Genomic DNA, 15,184 nt, shown 5'->3' with positions numbered 1-15,184 from the left:
ATCGAGACGTTGACGTTTACCTATCCCGCATCCGCGCACGTCGCGCGGCGTGCCCACGTTGGGGTCGTGGCGTCGGGGAATTGCGAACTGCTCTTGGAGCCTTCGCCGGAGCCCTCGGCATCGGTGACCGTTCGCACGAGCGTGGGCGGGTACGCGACGACGTGGGAAGCCGTGTTGGCGCGGTTTTTCGCGCGCCATTCGATCGCGGTGCGATTGGAAATCGACGACTTCGGTGCGACGCCGGCGGTTGTCGCCATGCGCCTGGAACAGGCCCTGGAGCAGGCGCGATGACCCCACATATCGGCGATTCCTACGCGGAACGCAATGCTCGCGAGCGGGCTCGAACATTGCTCGATCCGGGCACGTTTCGTGAACTGCTCGATCCGTTTGCGCGCATGCGATCGCCGTATCTCGCCGCGCAAGGCGTCGTGTCGCAATCCGACGACGGCGTGGTCGTCGCACGCGGAACGCTCGGCGGGGTGCGTGCCTGCGTGGCGGCGACCGACGGCCGTTTCTTGGGCGGAGCGATCGGCGAGATCGGCGGCGCGAAGATCGCCGCATCGCTCGAACTCGCGCGGCGCGACGCAGAGCGCGGGACGCCCACGCGCGTGGTGCTCGCATTCGATAGCGGGGGCATTCGTCTGCAGGAAGCCAACCTCGGCTTGCTGGCCATCGCCGAAATCTGCGATGCGGTCGCCGCGTTGCGCACGCACCAGCCGGTTGTCGCGGTGATTGCGGGACGCGTCGGCGTCTACGGCGGCATGTCGATCGTCACCGCGCTCTGCAACGAGGTCATCGTGACCGAGGGCGCCCGCGTCGGCCTCAACGGTCCGGACGTGGTTGAAACGGAGGCCGGTGCCGACGAGTTCGACGCATCGAATCGTCCGTTGGTCTGGAAGGTGACGGGAGGGCGGCGCCGCTTCGCGCAAGGCCACGCTACCGCGCTGGTGGCCGACGACATGCCCGATATCCGCGCCGCAGTTGAAGATGCGTTCGTCCGGAACCGACCGTTCGTTGCGATCGAACGCCCGGAGTTTCCCGACCCCGGTTTGGAGCGCGAGGCGTTTTTGCGCGCGTACGGCATAACGCCGTGAGCGAAGAGGTTTCGCGCGGACGCGCGTGGTTCGAGCGCTTCGCGGCCGGCGGCGCGCGAGCCGATGGACTCCCCGCATCGGTGCTCGCTGCGGACGCGCCGCTCGACGGGTTGCCGGTGCGTTGGATCGCGGTCGTCCCCGCGCCGCAAGCGCGTTTCCCACGCGCGCGTTCGGGCGAGATGGGCATCGACGAAGCCTTTGGCGTTGCAGCGGCGGTGCGCGGCGTCCCGCCGAACTCGGCGATCGTGGCGCTGGTCGACGTTCCCGGCCAGGCATTCGGGATACGAGAGGAAGCGATCGGCCTGCAGCGCGCGCTGGCAGCATCGGTCGATGCCTACGTGCAAGCGCGCAGGAGCGGTCACCCCGTCGCGGCGTTGATCGTCGGTAAAGCGATATCCGGAGCGTTTCTCGCGCACGGCATGCAAGCCGGATGGATCGGCGCGTTGGATGACCCCGGCGTCGACGTCCACGTGATGTCGGAGCCGGCCGTCGCGCGCGTAACGCGCATGCAGCGCGGCGATCTCGCGCGCATCGCAAGCGAGGTCCCGGCAACCGCGCGAGATATTGCATCCTTTGCGCGTCTCGGCGCGATCGACGCGTTGTTCGAGGTTGCCGATCCGCAGGCGCCAACCGATGAAGAGTATGCTGCCCTCGCGCGCGCGCTCGGCGCGGCGCTGCGCGACGGCAGCGGTTTGCGCCCGCCCGGCGAGCGCCTCAACCGGCCGGCGGCGATCCAGCCCCGCGCTCTGGCGCGCCGCGTGCGCGACGAACTCGCGGCCGGCTGGGATGCATAAGCTCCGCGCTCACGATCTCGTGCGCCTCGCGCCGCGAGCCGTCGCGCGAATCGCCCGGAGTGCTCCGTACTGGGTCGAACGCAGTCTGGATGCCGCGCCGTGGGCGGTCGTCCGCAGGGCGCGGGTGCCGGGCGCCGTTGCAATCGGCGTCCGCGGCGAGCACCGGGACGAGCGCTTCGCAACGGAGCTGCAGATCGACGACATCGCATGCGTCCTCACGCCCGAAGGCTTGCTCGAGCGCCCCGCCACCAGAGCGCTCGATGCGTTCGTCGCGCTGGCGGCGGTAGCGCGCGCCGGCAAAGAGCACGGTTTGCGTCTGGGCCCGACGGGCTCCGTGGGATTCGAACTCGCCACCGGGGTGGCGTGCGTGTCTCCTCGGAGCGATCTCGATGTCGTCGTTCGCGCGCATCCGTCCGACCCGGCGTTGCGCCGGTTCGCCGAGGCGCTACGCGAACTGCCGGCGCGCGTCGATGTTGAAATTGCCTTCGGGGAGGGCTGCGGGGTCGCGCTGGAAGAGGCCCTGCGGGCGGGGCCGATGCTCGTGAAAACTCCCGACGGCCCGCGGATGCGTTCGTGATCGCACGTCGCATCGCGAGCGCATCGCTTGCACAAACCGCGATGCAAGCGCTGATTGTCGAAGCCCGGCTTACGCCTAAGCCCGCCCTTGTCGACGGCCGCGGAAACGGCGCGCACCGCGATCTTTCGCTCGCATTGCTCGTTCGTTCGGCGCACGCGCTGCGCGAGACGTTTGAGGAAGTTGCGGTCGCGTGCCGGAATGCCGGTTTGGATATCGCGTTACGGGAACGCCTAGGCGCCATCGGCCGTAGCGGCGAGCGGCGGATGTTGGCGGCGACCGGCGGGGTCAACACGCATCGCGGCGCGCTATGGTCGCTCGGGCTTTTGGTTGCCGCGTGCGCTCTCACCGATGCGAGCGATGCGCGAGAGCTTGCGACGGCGGCGAGCGCGATCGCGGCGCTGCCCGATCGCGAGGGCGGATCGTTTCCAAGCAACGGCGCGCGCGTGCGTGAGGCCTTCGGCGTTCGAGGAGCGCCCGGCGAGGCAGCGGACGGGTTTCCGCACATCGTGCGGGTCGCGCTTCCGATGCTGCGCGCAGCTCGCGCGCGCGGGGAGGACGACGCCACGGCGCGGATTAACGCCTTGCTCGCCATCATGACGACGCTCGAAGACACGTGCCTCTTGCATCGCGGCGGCACCGCCGCTCTACGAATCGCGCAAGAAGGCGCGCGTGCGGTGCTGGCGGCGGGAGGCTTCGCAACATCGCGCGGAGCGCACGCATTCTCCCTCCTCGATGCGGGGCTGCTTGCCCGTAACGCCTCCCCGGGCGGAGCCGCCGACCTGCTGGCTGCGGCGATCTTTCTTGACTCGATCGAGCGGCGGACGTGCGGGTAGGGCTGCTGTTTCCCGGCCAAGGCTCGCAGCATCCGGGGATGTTCGATCGCTTTACCGACGATCCGGCGGCCGCGGATGTATTCGAAGAGGCGCGCGACATTCTCGGCTACGACGCGCGCACGCGAAACGGCTTCACGGAGCGAGGCTCGACGGTGGACGTGCAGATCGCGCTGCTCGTCTGCGGCATAGCGTCGGCGCGCTTGTTGGCGGCGAACGGGGTCGAAGCGCGCGCGGTCGCCGGGCATTCCGTCGGTACGTTCGCCGCCGCGGTTACCGCCGGAGCCCTTGCGTTCGCGGACGCAGTACGTGTCGTCTTGGAGCGCGCGACGGCCATGGAAACGTTGTTCGCCGGCGGCTACGGGATGGCGGCGATCGTCGGCCTGCGAGAGGCCGCGGTGCGCTCGATCGTGGCTGCGGAAGCGGAACTCGGCGAACCGGCATACATCGCCAACGCCAACGGGCCGACGCAATTCGTCCTCGCGGGGAAGAACGACGCTTTAGACCGCGCGCTGGTTCGAGCCCGAGCCGCGGGTGCACGCCGTGCCGATCGCCTCGATGTCGCCGTGCCCTCGCATTGTGCGTTGCTTGCGCCGGTGCAAGACCGGCTCGAATCCGTGCTCGCCGGCATCGAGGTACGCACGCCGCGCATCGCATATGTGGGCAGCGTCGGCGCGCGCATACTGCGCGATGCACGGAGCGTTCGTGCGGATCTCGCGGCCGGTGTCGCGCACGAAGTGCGCTGGTGCGATGCGTTAAGGACGCTCGTGGAGCTCGATACGACGCTGTTGATCGAAGCCGTACCGGGACGCGTACTCACCGACCTCGCACAAGCGGCATTCCCCTCGGTTCGAGCGGTCTCTCTCGAAGAGAGCAGTATGCGCTCGCTCCGCGCTTTAGCCGCAGCGCCCTAAGAGGCCAGCTCTCCGGCGTTCAGCCCCATGAGATCGGCGATACGCTCGCGATCCTTCAACAGCGCCGCCGCATCGCCGTGATAGACGATGCGCCCTTCATCCATCACGTATGCGCGGTCGGCAATCTTCAATGCAAGCAACGCGTTTTGCTCGACCAGCAAAATTGCGACGCCGTGCTGCTTGAGTTCTTCGATCAGCCGGTAGACTTCCTCGACGATCAGCGGTGCCAACCCCTGCGATGCCTCGTCGATGAGCATCAGCGTCGGATTCGAAACGATCGCGCGCCCGATGGCAAGCATCTCTTGTTCGCCGCCCGAAAGCCGTCCCGCCTTGCGTCCCGAGAGTTCGCGTAGCTTCGGCAGATGTTGCAGGACGCGTTCGATCGACCAGTCGCCTTTGCGCCCGTTCTCCGCAAGTTGCAAGTTTTCCAGAACGGTGAGCCCGGCGAACATCCGGCGTCCTTCGGGCACGTAGCCGACGCCCATGCGCGCGATGCGATGCGGCGGCGAACCGGCGACCGAGACTCCGTTTAGGGCGACCTGGCCGCTTCGCGGGCGCGTCAAGCCGAGGATGCTGCGCATCGTCGTCGTTTTTCCGGCGCCGTTCAAGCCCAGCAGCGCCACCAGTTCGCCCTTGCCGACTTCGAAAGAAACGTCGTGGAGAATGTGGCTTTTCCCGTAGTACGTGTTCAGGTTTTCAACGCGAAGCAATGGTTCAGACATGCTCGATCACCTCTTTGCCGATGTATGCTTCGCGAACTTCCGCATTCGCGCTAATCTCGGTGGGCGTTCCCGCTGCGAGAACGCGGCCGCGATCGAGTACCGTGATCTGCTGCGCCAACGAGAGCACGACGCGCATGTTGTGCTCGACGAAGAGCACCGTGAGGCCGAGTTCGGCGTGGAGTTTGCGAATGACGGACACGACGCGCGACGTCTCCGCCTGTGCCAGTCCCGCCATGGGTTCGTCAAGAAGAACGAGTTTTGGATCCGTGGAGAGGCTCATCGCGATTTCGCACAAGCGCTGGCTCCCGTGAGCCAGCTCGGCTAACGGGCGGTGCGCGACGGCGCCCAGGCCGACGAAGCCCAACAGCCGGTCGACCTTTTGGTCGAGCGTGGCCCGTTGCCCGCGGCTCAACGTCCGAAAGCGAAACGAGAGGTTGCCGGCGCTTTGGATCCCGACCGCTAGGTTTTCGTACACCGTGAGTTCCGGAAAGACGCTCGAGGTTTGAAACGTTCGTCCCATGCCCATCCGCACGCGGTCGTACGACGGCGCTCGCGTCACGTCGACGCCGACAAACGATACGTGTCCGGCATCCGGAAAATAGAATCCGGAGAGGGTGTTGAAGAAGGTCGTTTTGCCGGCGCCATTCGGCCCGATGATGGCGTTGATCGAGCCCGCGTGTACGCGCAGCGAAACGTCGTCGACGGCATGGACGCCGCCGAAGTGTTTCCCGACTCCGTTGGCTTCGAGCAGTAAATCGCTCATCGTGTCGTCTCCCGATCGGCGATGATGGGTGCGGCGAAGTCGAGATCGTGGCCCGGCTCTATCCGGTTCTTGCGCCCGGGAAGAAGATCGAGCGCGGTTCCGAGCAAGCCCTTTGGAAAGCCCAGTACGCATGCGACAAACAAGGCGCCCAGCGGAATCTGCCACCACGGCAGGGCCGTCGAGAGAATGTCTTCGCCGATCACGTAAATGATCGCTCCGACCAGCGGCCCGAAGATCGTCCCCGCGCCGCCGAGAATCGTCATGAGCACGATGTCGCCGGACTGATGCCAGTCCAGAAGCAACGGATACGCAAACATGATCGATAGTCCGTAACAGGCGCCCGCGAGACCCTCGATCGCGGCCGAGATCAGTAGCGCAACGAAGATGAAGCGGTCGGTATTGAGGCCGAGGTATCGCGCGCGCACTTCGTTCTGCTTGATAGCGACCAGCGTGCGCCCGAACGGCGAACGAACCAACAGCCAAAATCCGGCAACGACCAGCGTGAAAATAAGAAGGATCGCATAATAGAAACCCGCGTCCTGTAAGTGAATGCCGAATCCCTCGAGCGCCGGCCGCGTGAAGTTCATGCCGTCTTCGCCGCCGGTGACGTTGGTGAAGCGATAGGCGATGAAGTAGAATACCTGGCCGAACGCGATCATCAAAAGTGCGAAATAAATACCGCGACGCCGCAGCAAGAACGGCCCGATGAGCAGAGCGCCTACGACTCCGGCGAGCGTGCCGATGGCAAGCGAGGTGATGAAGCCGACGTGGAGGTTCTGGATCGAAAGGCCGGCGCCGTACGCGCCAAGGCCGAAAAACGCGGCGTTTCCGAACGGCAGCACGCCCGTATATCCGAGCAGCAGATTCACCGCCATGGCGGCAATCGCGAAGAGGAGCACGTCGGTGCAAATCGTCAACGCGAGATGCAATCGCGGAGCGAGTTGCGGAGCGAGTAGGAGCAGTACGAAGAGAATGGCCGTGGCCACCCATCCCCAGATGCCGATCGACTTCACCCGAAGATCCCTTCCTCTCCGAAGAGACCGCGCGGACGGACGAGCAACACCACCGCCATGATGACGTACATGGCGATTTCGCTCGCGGCCGGTATGTACAGCGTCGTCAGGCTGATCGCGAGTCCGATGAGCAGGCCGCCGACAATGGCGCCGTACAGGCTTCCCATTCCGCCGACGATCACGGTAACGAAGGCCGGCATCAGCAGCGAATTACCGCTCTGCGGATTGAGCCCGAGCATTCCCGCCGCCAGCACGCCGGCGATTCCCGCGATCAGGATGCCGAGCCCAAAGTTGATCATGTAGAGAAGTTGCGTGTTCGTTCCTAGCGCGGAGATCATTTCGTGATCCTGCACTGCCGCCCGCAAGCGCAGTCCGTACCGCGTGTGCTGTAAGAAGATTACCAGCGCAACGATGATGACCACGAGGGCGCCGGCGATGAAGAGCCGGTAGACTGGGAAAACCGTGAAGCCCAGCGAGATACCCCCGCTCAGTATCTTCGGCGGCGAAAACGGTACGCCGTTGGGCCCCCAAATCAGTCGAAACGCCTCTTCGGCGATGAGTGAAATGCCGAAGGTGAGGAGCAAGCTGTATACGGGATCGCGGCGATAGAGCGGACGAATCATCGTCCGCTCCATCAGTATGCCGATAACGACGGCCATCAGTGGCGCAATCGCCAGCGCGTACCAGTAGTTGGTGCCCGCACCAACCAGAGCGAACGCCAGATAGCCTGCCAACGTCATAAACGATCCGTGCGCCATGTTGATGGTGCCGGTGAGGTTCATGATGAGGGAGAGGCCGATCGCGACGACCGCGTAGAACGCGCCGAGGATGAGACCGTTGAATATTTCCGGAGCGATGTGCGCCATTGATAGTCCTTCCCTGGTCTCTTACGGCCAAACCATCTTGCAGACTTTTGCCTTTTCGGCAACGCTCTGCTCGATGGCATCGGGTTCTTGGCGATCGACGATATCGAAGACGTCGTATTTATCCTGCGGCGTACCCTTGGCACGAATACCGCCCAGCCACATCGGCCACATCAGTTGATGATCGGCGGCGCGATAGTACGTCGTCCCCTCGAAGATCGTCTGGAATTTGGTTCCCGCAAGCGCGTGCGCGATCTTCGCCGCGTTCGTCGATTTGGCTTGGTTGATGCCCCAGAGCAGCCGGTCCATCGTGATGTATCCGAATGCCGATCGCGCGGTCGGAGGCGTGTGGTACTTCTTTCGGTACTCGTTCACGAAGTTGGTCGCGAGTTTATTGTTGGTACCTAGAACGTTCGCGCCCTTATAGTACCATTCGACGCCCCAGAAACCGACGCGGGCCGCTTCGGGCAGGGCCCAAACGGCTTCGAGTTCGACCTGCGGGCCGCCGATCGGTATCTTTCCGACCAAACCGAATTCGTGCGCTTGCTTGAGGCAATTCACGAAATCGTCGCCTTGCACCAGCACGAGTAAGAGGTCGGGTTTCGCGCCGAGCACCTTGGTGAGATACGGGCTGAAATCGGTCGTGCCCAACGGTGTGAGATCGTCGCCGACGATCGTCGCGCCGATCTTTTTCGCGACATCGCGATAGCCGGTATCGAGTGCGTGGCCGAACGCGTAATCGGGCGTGATGAGATACCATTTTTTGCCGAACTTCTTGCCCAGCGAGAAGCCGGTTGCGTGCGTCTCCATCCACGTGCTATGGCACGTGCGGAACGTGCTGTATTTGCAATCCGCGCCCGTCACCGCATCGGCGTGGCCGCCGGAATCGATGTACAGGATGTTCATGGCATTGGCTGCGCCGCTGACTGCGAGCGACACGGAGCTATTGATCGAGCCCATCAAGGCCGCGCATTTATCGACGTTGACGAGTTTGCGCGCCTTCTCGACCGCGATGCCGGGATTGTTATCGTTGTCTTCGGAGACCGTCGTAACTCTGGTGCCGCCCATGACGCCGCCGCGCGCGTTCCACGCGTCCATCGCCATCATCGCGCCGCGGGTTTCGCTCTGGGCGTATGCAGCGTATACACCGGTATACTCGTAATCGAGTCCGATTTTGATCACGTCTTTTGCGGACGCGGTACTTCGAAGAATCGTTGGGAAGCCGGTTGCGGCGCCGGCAGATGCGATCGCAGCAGTTGTCAGAAATGTTTTCCGATCAACTTTAAAATCCGTCATGAAGTCTCTCCCTCTCGATGCCGTATAAAGTCGGCAAAATAGCATAGGTTCAAAGGAACTATCAGACGCGAGGAACTCAGGGAGCACAACTTACGCTTAGTAGCGGGCGTTCCTTGAGCTATATATGCCAAGCACGAGCATGCGTATACCATCGAATGGGCCCCGGGGATATGGCTGCGCCCCGGTCTGGGTAGACCGGGGCGCAGCGCAGACCGAAGAAGGGGTGATGGACTGCTAGTGAACCAAGAAGCTCACCAGCAGCAGCGCGACGATATTGAGCACCTTGATCATGGGGTTGATCGCAGGGCCCGCCGTGTCCTTATACGGGTCGCCGACGGTGTCTCCGGTAACCGCGGCTTGATGCGCGATGGAGCCCTTTCCACCGTAATGCCCGTCCTCGATGTACTTCTTCGCGTTATCCCACGCACCGCCGCCGGTGGTCATGGAGATCGCTACGAAGAGTCCGGTGACGATCGAGCCGACAAGGATGCCGCCCATCATCTGCGCGCCGGTATCGCCGCGCAGAACGTTGAGGACGGTGAGCAAGACGACCACCACCGGAACGCCGACCGGAATCAGCGCCGGGACGATCATCTCCTTGAGCGCCGAGCGCGTCACGATGTCGACCGTGGTCGCGTAGTTCGGCTTGGTCGTGCCTTCCATGATCCCCGGAATCTCGCGGAACTGCCGGCGCACTTCTTCAACGACCGATCCGGCGGCGCGCCCGACGGCTTCCATCGAGATCGATGCGAAGAGATACGGGAGCAGCCCGCCGATGAAGAGGCCGGCCAAGACGAAGGGGTTGCCGATCGCAAAGAGATTGGTGACCGACGCCGCGCAATCCGCACCGCCGCCCACGCATTTCGCCTTGATGAGTTCTTGTAGGAACGCGGCGAAGAGCACGACGGCCGCGAGGGCTGCCGAGCCGATTGCATAGCCCTTGGTGACGGCCTTGGTGGTGTTGCCGACCGCATCGAGCGGGTCGGTGACGTTGCGCACGTCTTCGGGCATATCGGCCATCTCGGCGATGCCGCCCGCGTTGTCGGTGATCGGCCCGAACGAGTCGATCGCGACCACGATGCCGGCGAGCGAGAGCATCGACATGACCGCGATGCCGACGCCGTACGTTCCCGCCATGGAGAAGCTCACGAGGATACCGATAACGATGACGATGGCGGGCAGCGCCGTGCCTTGCATCGATACTGCTAAACCCGCGATCATGTTGGTCGCATGCCCGGTGACCGAAGCCTTAGCGATGCGTTGAACCGGGCCGTACTGCGTACCGGTGTAGTATTCCGTGATGAACGTGATCAGGCCGGTAATCAGCACGCCGACCACCGCGCAGATGAAGATGCTGTTTGCGCTGACGCCGGTCGCGCCCGCGAACACGTTCTGCGTGATGAAGTAGAAGCCGACGAGCGCGAGGATTCCCGCAACGGCCATACCGCGGTAGAGCGAGGCCATGATATGGCCCTTTTCCACTTTGCCGACGCCCACGAGCCACGATCCGACGATCGAAGCGACGATCGAGAACGCGCCGAGCAGGAGCGGAAAGGTGGTCGCTCCCGGGAGCGTATCGCCGAAGACGAGGTTCCCGAGCAGCATCGCCGCGACCGTCGTGACGCAATAGGTCTCGAAGAGGTCGGCGGCCATACCGGCACAATCGCCGACGTTGTCGCCGACGTTGTCGGCGATCACGGCCGGATTGCGCGGATCGTCCTCGGGGATCCCCGCCTCGACCTTACCGACCAGGTCGGCGCCGACGTCGGCGGCCTTGGTGTAAATGCCGCCGCCCAGACGGGCGAAGACGGAGATCAGCGAGCAACCAAAGGCTAGCCCGACCATCGCGGAGAGCGACTGCGTGACGTCACCTTGGTTGACGCGGAGTAGGATCGCATAGTACGAGGTGACCGCGAACAGGCCAAGGCCCACCACGAGCATTCCCGTTACGGTACCGCCGCGAAATGCGACGTTGAGCGCGGGCTTGAGGCCGCCGCGCGCCGCCTCGGCGGTACGCACGTTCGCGCGCACCGAAACGATCATGCCGGCGAACCCAGCCGCGCCCGAGAGGATCGCCCCGATCAAAAAGCCGATCGCGGATTCGGCGCCGAGCTTCGGCGCAAAGAAAATCAGGATCGCGAGCACGATGGCCACGATCCCGATGGTGAGGTACTGCCGCTGGAGAAAGGCCATAGCGCCTTCCTGGATGGCCGCGGCAATCTCTCTCATGCGCTCGTTGCCGTCCGGCTGGCGCAGGACCCAGAAGGCAAGTAGAATGCCGTAGATCACGGCGAGTGCGCCGCCGATCAAACCGGCCCAAATCGCTGATTGTGCCGTCACGTAGTATCCTTACAAATGGAAGTGCGGTTTCGCGTTTTCGGCCCGAGGGGCCGAGGCGCTTCGATGCGCTGCCTACTGCGACGACGGAGACAATCCTGCCCGGTTGCTAGCCTTCCCCGTCGATAAACCGCTGGTGGGATTCGGTAATCACCGTGCGGGCGCGGGCAGCATCGTGCCAGCCGACGACGGAGGTTTGCTTGCCTTCGAGGGCCTTGTAGGTCTCGAAGAAATGCGAGATTTTGCGCAGCGTGTGCGGGAAGATCTGCGAATAGTTGTAGATTTCGTCGAAGGCGGGTTCGCCCACCGGGACGGCCAGGATTTTATCGTCCTCCTTGCCTTCGTCAAGCATCTCGAGCAGCCCGATCGGGCGCGCCGCCACCAAGCAACCCGGGAAAGTCGGCTGAATGACCAGCACCAGCACGTCGAGCGGATCGCCGTCCAGCGCGAGCGTCTGCGGAGAGAATCCGTAATCGCCGGGGTAGTGAATCGCCGAGTGCAGGGCGCGATCCAGCCTAAAGATATCGAACGACTTATCGTATTCGTATTTGTTGCGCGAGCCTTCGGGAATCTCGACGATGACGTTGATCTCGTCCGGCTGGTGCTCTCCCAGCGGAATGTGGAGGTAGTTGCGCGGTTGGGGTACATGCATGACGGCCTCGCGGTTTCGAGGCGGCCGCAATCGGTCCCTCGTAAAGACTTTCGTTCGGCGCGCGTGCCAACGCAAGTGTCCCGCTAGGGTCTCGCGAAGCACGCAGGCGTGAAGGTGGAAACGACCGAGCTCCTCGTTGTCGGCTGCGGGCCGGCAGGCGCTACCGCTGCGCGAGAAGCCGCGCGAGCGGGTATCGCAACCACGGTGCTCGAGAAAGACGCGGTCGTCGGGGCGAAGCGCGTATGCGCGGCCGGCCTGCGCCCGGGCTTCTGCCGAACCTTCGATCTGCCGCGTCAACTGGTGCATTGCGATACCCCGCGGCTCGCGCTGTTCGATGCGAACGGGGGCGAGCACGAAGTCTTCTTCGGTCCCGGCCACACGACCACGCGCGAAGAACTCGACGGGACGATGGCGGCGCTTGCCCTGGGCGAAGGGGCGCAGGTTCGCACGCAATCGCTGTTTCGCGGATTGGAACGTTCGGGCGATCGAACCATCGTGGAGTATGCCGATTATCGCTCCGGCGAGCGGCGCCGCATCGTCGCGCGTTCGGTCTTTCTCGCGCAAGGCGCGACGGCTCCGTACGAGAGAGCTCGGGGCGCATCCGACGGGGGCGTTCCGGCGTTCACCTACGATGCTTGGAACGACGGCTTGATGACCACGCTGCAATATCGCGTGTATTTGGATCGTCCGGCGGCGTCCATCGCCTACCGTACGCTCGAACTTCATTACTATGCCGCGGCGGACGGACGCACCATCGTCGCGTGGATGTTTCCCAAGCGCGATCACTTGGCGATTGGCCTCGGGCTGGTGGGGAAATTGGGCGGGGCGGAACTTCGCGCCGAATTGGAGCGCTTTACCGAGCGCGTGCGCGGGCGACTCTATCCCGATGCGCAAGTCCTTCGCGTCAAACAGGAGGGGCATCTCCTCTACGGCGGCTTGCCGAGGCCTCGCGTGAGCGACGGAGCGGTGATGGTCGGCGGTACGGCGGCGGGACTGGTCGATGCCACCAACGGCGAGGGCATCTTCGAAGCGGCCATGAGCGGACGGCTGGCCGCGGAAGCGATCATCACGTACCGTAACCAAGGAGGCCGCGCCGCGGCTCACTATGCTCGGGCCTTGCGAGAGCGCTTTGCGCGCCGCCTCACCCACCGCGTCGAACTGATGCGATTTCTCGAAGCGCGCCCGGCGCGCTTTCGCGTGTTGTTCGAACAACTTGCCGGCTCGCCAAAATTCTCCGACGCGCTTGCGCGCGAAGACGGGGAGCGAAGCTTCATGGATCGCGTGCATCTCTACGCGCACGCGGCGCGCTTTGCCCTGCGCGCGGCTCGTGCGTAACCGATAACCGATCGTGTCGACGACCATCATCTCGGAAGCGGAATTCCAGGCGTTGCGCGACATCATCCGTTCGCGCTTCGGCATTTTCTACGACGACACGAAGCTGTTTCTTTTGCAGAGCCGCTTGCAGACGCGTTTGCTCAAGTGTCGCGTCTCGACGTTTACCGAGTACCATCGTTTCCTCACGTCGTCCCCGGAGCGTGAGACCGAGTGGGGCGAGCTCGCTTCGGTCCTGACGAACAACGAGACGTATTTTTTTCGCGAGAGATCGCAGCTCGACGTACTCGTGAGCGACGTCGTCGATGAAGCGCTCAAGACGAACGGCGGACGCTTGCGGATTTGGTCGTCGGCGAGTTCGACCGGGGAAGAGCCGTACACGATCGCGATGATGCTGCGCGAAGGACGGCGATTGCAAACTTCCAGTATCACCATCCGTGCAACCGACCTTTCGCCGCGCGCCCTCGATCGCGCGGCGACGGCGTTCTATCGCGAACTTTCATTTCGGGCGACGCCGCCCGAAATGGTTCAAAAGTACTTTCGTCCGTTTCAAGGCGGCTTTTTCCTCAACGATGACGTAAAACAGATGGTCGATTTTTCGCGAATCAACTTGCTCGACGAACGAGCGGTCGCCGCCATGGGTATTCACGACGCGATTTTTTGCCGAAACGTGTTGATTTATTTCGATAAGCCGACACAAAAGCGCGTCGTGGAGGCGTTCGCAAAAGCCTTACGCCCGGGCGGATTCTTGTTTCTCGGCCACGCCGAATCGATCATGAGGATTACCGACTTGTACGAACCGCTCGTCACGCCCAAAGCCATCTACTACCGACGGAAGGCGGATTAGCTTCGTGGATCACATCAATGTCTTGGTCGTCGACGACTCGGCGTTCATGCGACGCGCGATCACGAAGATGCTGGAGAACGAGCCGGACGTTCACGTGGTCGCGACGGCTCGTAGCGGCGAGGAGGCGATCGCCAAGGCCGAACAAGTCAATCCCGACATCATTACGATGGACGTCGAGATGCCGGGCATCGGGGGATTGGAAGCGGTTCGTCAGATCGCGGCCCATCATCGCGTGCCGATCATCATGGTCAGTACGCTCACGCGAGACGGAGCGGAAACGACGTTTCGTGCGCTCGAAAACGGAGCGGTCGATTTCATCGCGAAACCAGATGCCGCCTATACGAATATTAACGAAGTCGCCCGCGATCTCGTTCGGAAGATCCGCACCTTCGCCCGCCGCGGCGCGCGCCCGTTCGTCGAGAGCCCGCTCCCGCGCGTCGCCGAACGCAAGGCTCCGCCCTCGCCACCGTCCCAGCATCCGCGCCAAGGGCGCGAGCCCTTTGCTTGCGTAGCGATCGGTACGTCCACCGGCGGGCCGGTCGCGCTATCCCACGTGATACCGTATCTTCCGCAGGGCTTTCCGACGCCGATCGTGATCGTTCAGCACATGCCGCTCGGATTCACGCGGCCGCTTGCCGATCGATTGAATGCGCTCAGTAAAATTCGGGTCGTCGAGGCCGCCACCGGAATGTTTCTCAAGCCGGGCGTGGCGTTCATCGTCCCATCCGGCAGGCAACTCTCTTTGCATCGTTCACTCGGCGATATCGAGGTCCGTTTGGTTGACGACGACGGTACTTCGTTGCACGTTCCCAGCGTCGACGTGATGGACGAACACGTTGCGGAGATTTTCGGAGCCTCGTCGCTCGGCGTCATTCTGACCGGAATGGGACAAGACGGCGTGCGCGGCCTTCGGAAAATCAAGGAGCGCGGCGGCTACGTCGTCGGGCAAGATGAGGCGACGTGCGTGGTCTACGGGATGCCCCGCGCGGCGGCGAAGGAGGGATTGGTGGATCGGGTTGCAGCGCTCGACGATATGCCATACGTGCTCAACGAACTGGTCGGCGCGGCGAAGGCTTAACCGATCGAATGGCAACGATTGGAGCCGTGGGTAGGAAGCTGTGGATAGACTGTGAATTATCCGGCTCAAGCG

Annotated in this window: 16 protein-coding genes; 9 read left to right on the top strand and 7 right to left on the bottom strand. The window is 63.6% G+C overall.

Going from position 1 to position 15,184, the window contains the following annotated elements; translation table 11 throughout:
- From VMW12_04750 to VMW12_04725, 6 genes are read left to right on the top strand one after another with little or no spacing between them, the layout of a single operon-like run.
- Entirely contained in the window at positions 1-291 is a 291-nt protein-coding gene (locus VMW12_04750) for a malonate decarboxylase subunit delta (protein HUZ49041.1), read from the top strand.
- Positions 288-1,094, top strand: coding sequence for a biotin-independent malonate decarboxylase subunit beta (locus tag VMW12_04745; GenBank protein HUZ49040.1), 807 nt, complete (start codon positions 288-290; stop codon positions 1,092-1,094). Before VMW12_04750 ends, VMW12_04745 begins: the two co-directional genes overlap by 4 nt.
- The gene (locus VMW12_04740) at positions 1,091-1,888 is read left to right on the top strand and encodes a biotin-independent malonate decarboxylase subunit gamma (protein HUZ49039.1); all 798 of its coding nucleotides are present in this window, start codon (positions 1,091-1,093) and stop codon (positions 1,886-1,888) included. The genes VMW12_04745 and VMW12_04740 overlap by 4 nt, the downstream gene beginning before the upstream one ends.
- Positions 1,881-2,465, top strand: a complete 585-nt coding sequence (locus VMW12_04735; protein ID HUZ49038.1) for a malonate decarboxylase holo-ACP synthase — start codon at positions 1,881-1,883, stop codon at positions 2,463-2,465. The genes VMW12_04740 and VMW12_04735 overlap by 8 nt, the downstream gene beginning before the upstream one ends.
- Entirely contained in the window at positions 2,462-3,298 is an 837-nt protein-coding gene (locus VMW12_04730) for a triphosphoribosyl-dephospho-CoA synthase (protein HUZ49037.1), read from the top strand. The genes VMW12_04735 and VMW12_04730 overlap by 4 nt, the downstream gene beginning before the upstream one ends.
- Complete coding sequence (locus tag VMW12_04725) at positions 3,289-4,209, top strand: acyltransferase domain-containing protein (GenBank protein HUZ49036.1); 921 nt, start codon at positions 3,289-3,291, stop codon at positions 4,207-4,209. The genes VMW12_04730 and VMW12_04725 overlap by 10 nt, the downstream gene beginning before the upstream one ends.
- Here the strand turns inward: VMW12_04725 and VMW12_04720 are convergent.
- The 7 genes from VMW12_04720 to VMW12_04690 form a co-directional block, all read right to left on the bottom strand.
- Positions 4,206-4,931 (bottom strand): ABC transporter ATP-binding protein, encoded by a 726-nt coding sequence (locus VMW12_04720; protein HUZ49035.1) that lies wholly within the window; start codon positions 4,929-4,931, stop codon positions 4,206-4,208. The genes VMW12_04725 and VMW12_04720 overlap by 4 nt on opposite strands.
- The gene (locus VMW12_04715) at positions 4,924-5,694 is read right to left on the bottom strand and encodes an ABC transporter ATP-binding protein (GenBank protein HUZ49034.1); all 771 of its coding nucleotides are present in this window, start codon (positions 5,692-5,694) and stop codon (positions 4,924-4,926) included. Before VMW12_04715 ends, VMW12_04720 begins: the two co-directional genes overlap by 8 nt.
- A complete protein-coding gene (locus VMW12_04710) occupies positions 5,691-6,707 on the bottom strand; it encodes a branched-chain amino acid ABC transporter permease (protein HUZ49033.1) in 1,017 nt (338 codons plus the stop codon). Before VMW12_04710 ends, VMW12_04715 begins: the two co-directional genes overlap by 4 nt.
- Complete coding sequence (locus VMW12_04705; protein ID HUZ49032.1) at positions 6,704-7,573, bottom strand: branched-chain amino acid ABC transporter permease; 870 nt, start codon at positions 7,571-7,573, stop codon at positions 6,704-6,706. The genes VMW12_04710 and VMW12_04705 overlap by 4 nt, the downstream gene beginning before the upstream one ends.
- 21 nt (positions 7,574-7,594) lie before the next feature.
- On the bottom strand, positions 7,595-8,866 hold the full coding sequence (locus VMW12_04700) for an ABC transporter substrate-binding protein (protein HUZ49031.1): 1,272 nt from the start codon (positions 8,864-8,866) through the stop codon (positions 7,595-7,597).
- A gap of 234 nt (positions 8,867-9,100) precedes the next feature.
- Positions 9,101-11,206: a sodium-translocating pyrophosphatase gene (locus VMW12_04695; protein ID HUZ49030.1), complete on the bottom strand. Its 2,106-nt coding sequence runs from the start codon at positions 11,204-11,206 to the stop codon at positions 9,101-9,103.
- A gap of 106 nt (positions 11,207-11,312) precedes the next feature.
- Positions 11,313-11,855, bottom strand: coding sequence for an inorganic diphosphatase (locus tag VMW12_04690; protein ID HUZ49029.1), 543 nt, complete (start codon positions 11,853-11,855; stop codon positions 11,313-11,315).
- Between the two features lie 108 nt (positions 11,856-11,963).
- Between VMW12_04690 and VMW12_04685 the strand changes: the two genes are divergently transcribed.
- Genes VMW12_04685 through VMW12_04675 form a run of 3 tightly spaced genes read left to right on the top strand, consistent with a single transcriptional unit; the run spans position 11,964 to position 15,112 of the window.
- A complete protein-coding gene (locus VMW12_04685) occupies positions 11,964-13,190 on the top strand; it encodes an NAD(P)/FAD-dependent oxidoreductase (protein ID HUZ49028.1) in 1,227 nt (408 codons plus the stop codon).
- Positions 13,191-13,203: 13 nt separating this feature from the next.
- Positions 13,204-14,034 carry a protein-glutamate O-methyltransferase CheR gene (locus VMW12_04680; protein ID HUZ49027.1) on the top strand — a complete coding sequence of 277 codons (831 nt, stop codon included), beginning with the start codon at positions 13,204-13,206 and terminating at the stop codon, positions 14,032-14,034.
- Positions 14,035-14,038: 4 nt separating this feature from the next.
- The gene (locus VMW12_04675; GenBank protein HUZ49026.1) at positions 14,039-15,112 is read left to right on the top strand and encodes a chemotaxis response regulator protein-glutamate methylesterase; all 1,074 of its coding nucleotides are present in this window, start codon (positions 14,039-14,041) and stop codon (positions 15,110-15,112) included.
- Positions 15,113-15,184 lie beyond the last annotated feature (72 nt).

The organism is Candidatus Dormiibacterota bacterium (genome assembly GCA_035532835.1).
GTDB lineage: Bacteria > Vulcanimicrobiota > Vulcanimicrobiia > Vulcanimicrobiales > Vulcanimicrobiaceae > DAHUXY01.
Note: the sequence above shows the minus strand (reverse complement) of the source record. Positions and strands in the feature narration are given on the sequence as shown.

Coding starts and splice junctions, on each gene's coding strand:
- VMW12_04745 (HUZ49040.1), top strand. CDS start 288: ATGACCCCACATATCGGCGATTCCTACGCGGAACGCAATGCTCGCGAG.
- VMW12_04735 (HUZ49038.1), top strand. CDS start 1,881: ATGCATAAGCTCCGCGCTCACGATCTCGTGCGCCTCGCGCCGCGAGCC.
- VMW12_04720 (HUZ49035.1), bottom strand. CDS start 4,931: ATGTCTGAACCATTGCTTCGCGTTGAAAACCTGAACACGTACTACGGG.
- VMW12_04715 (HUZ49034.1), bottom strand. CDS start 5,694: ATGAGCGATTTACTGCTCGAAGCCAACGGAGTCGGGAAACACTTCGGC.
- VMW12_04705 (HUZ49032.1), bottom strand. CDS start 7,573: ATGGCGCACATCGCTCCGGAAATATTCAACGGTCTCATCCTCGGCGCG.
- VMW12_04700 (HUZ49031.1), bottom strand. CDS start 8,866: ATGACGGATTTTAAAGTTGATCGGAAAACATTTCTGACAACTGCTGCG.
- VMW12_04690 (HUZ49029.1), bottom strand. CDS start 11,855: ATGCATGTACCCCAACCGCGCAACTACCTCCACATTCCGCTGGGAGAG.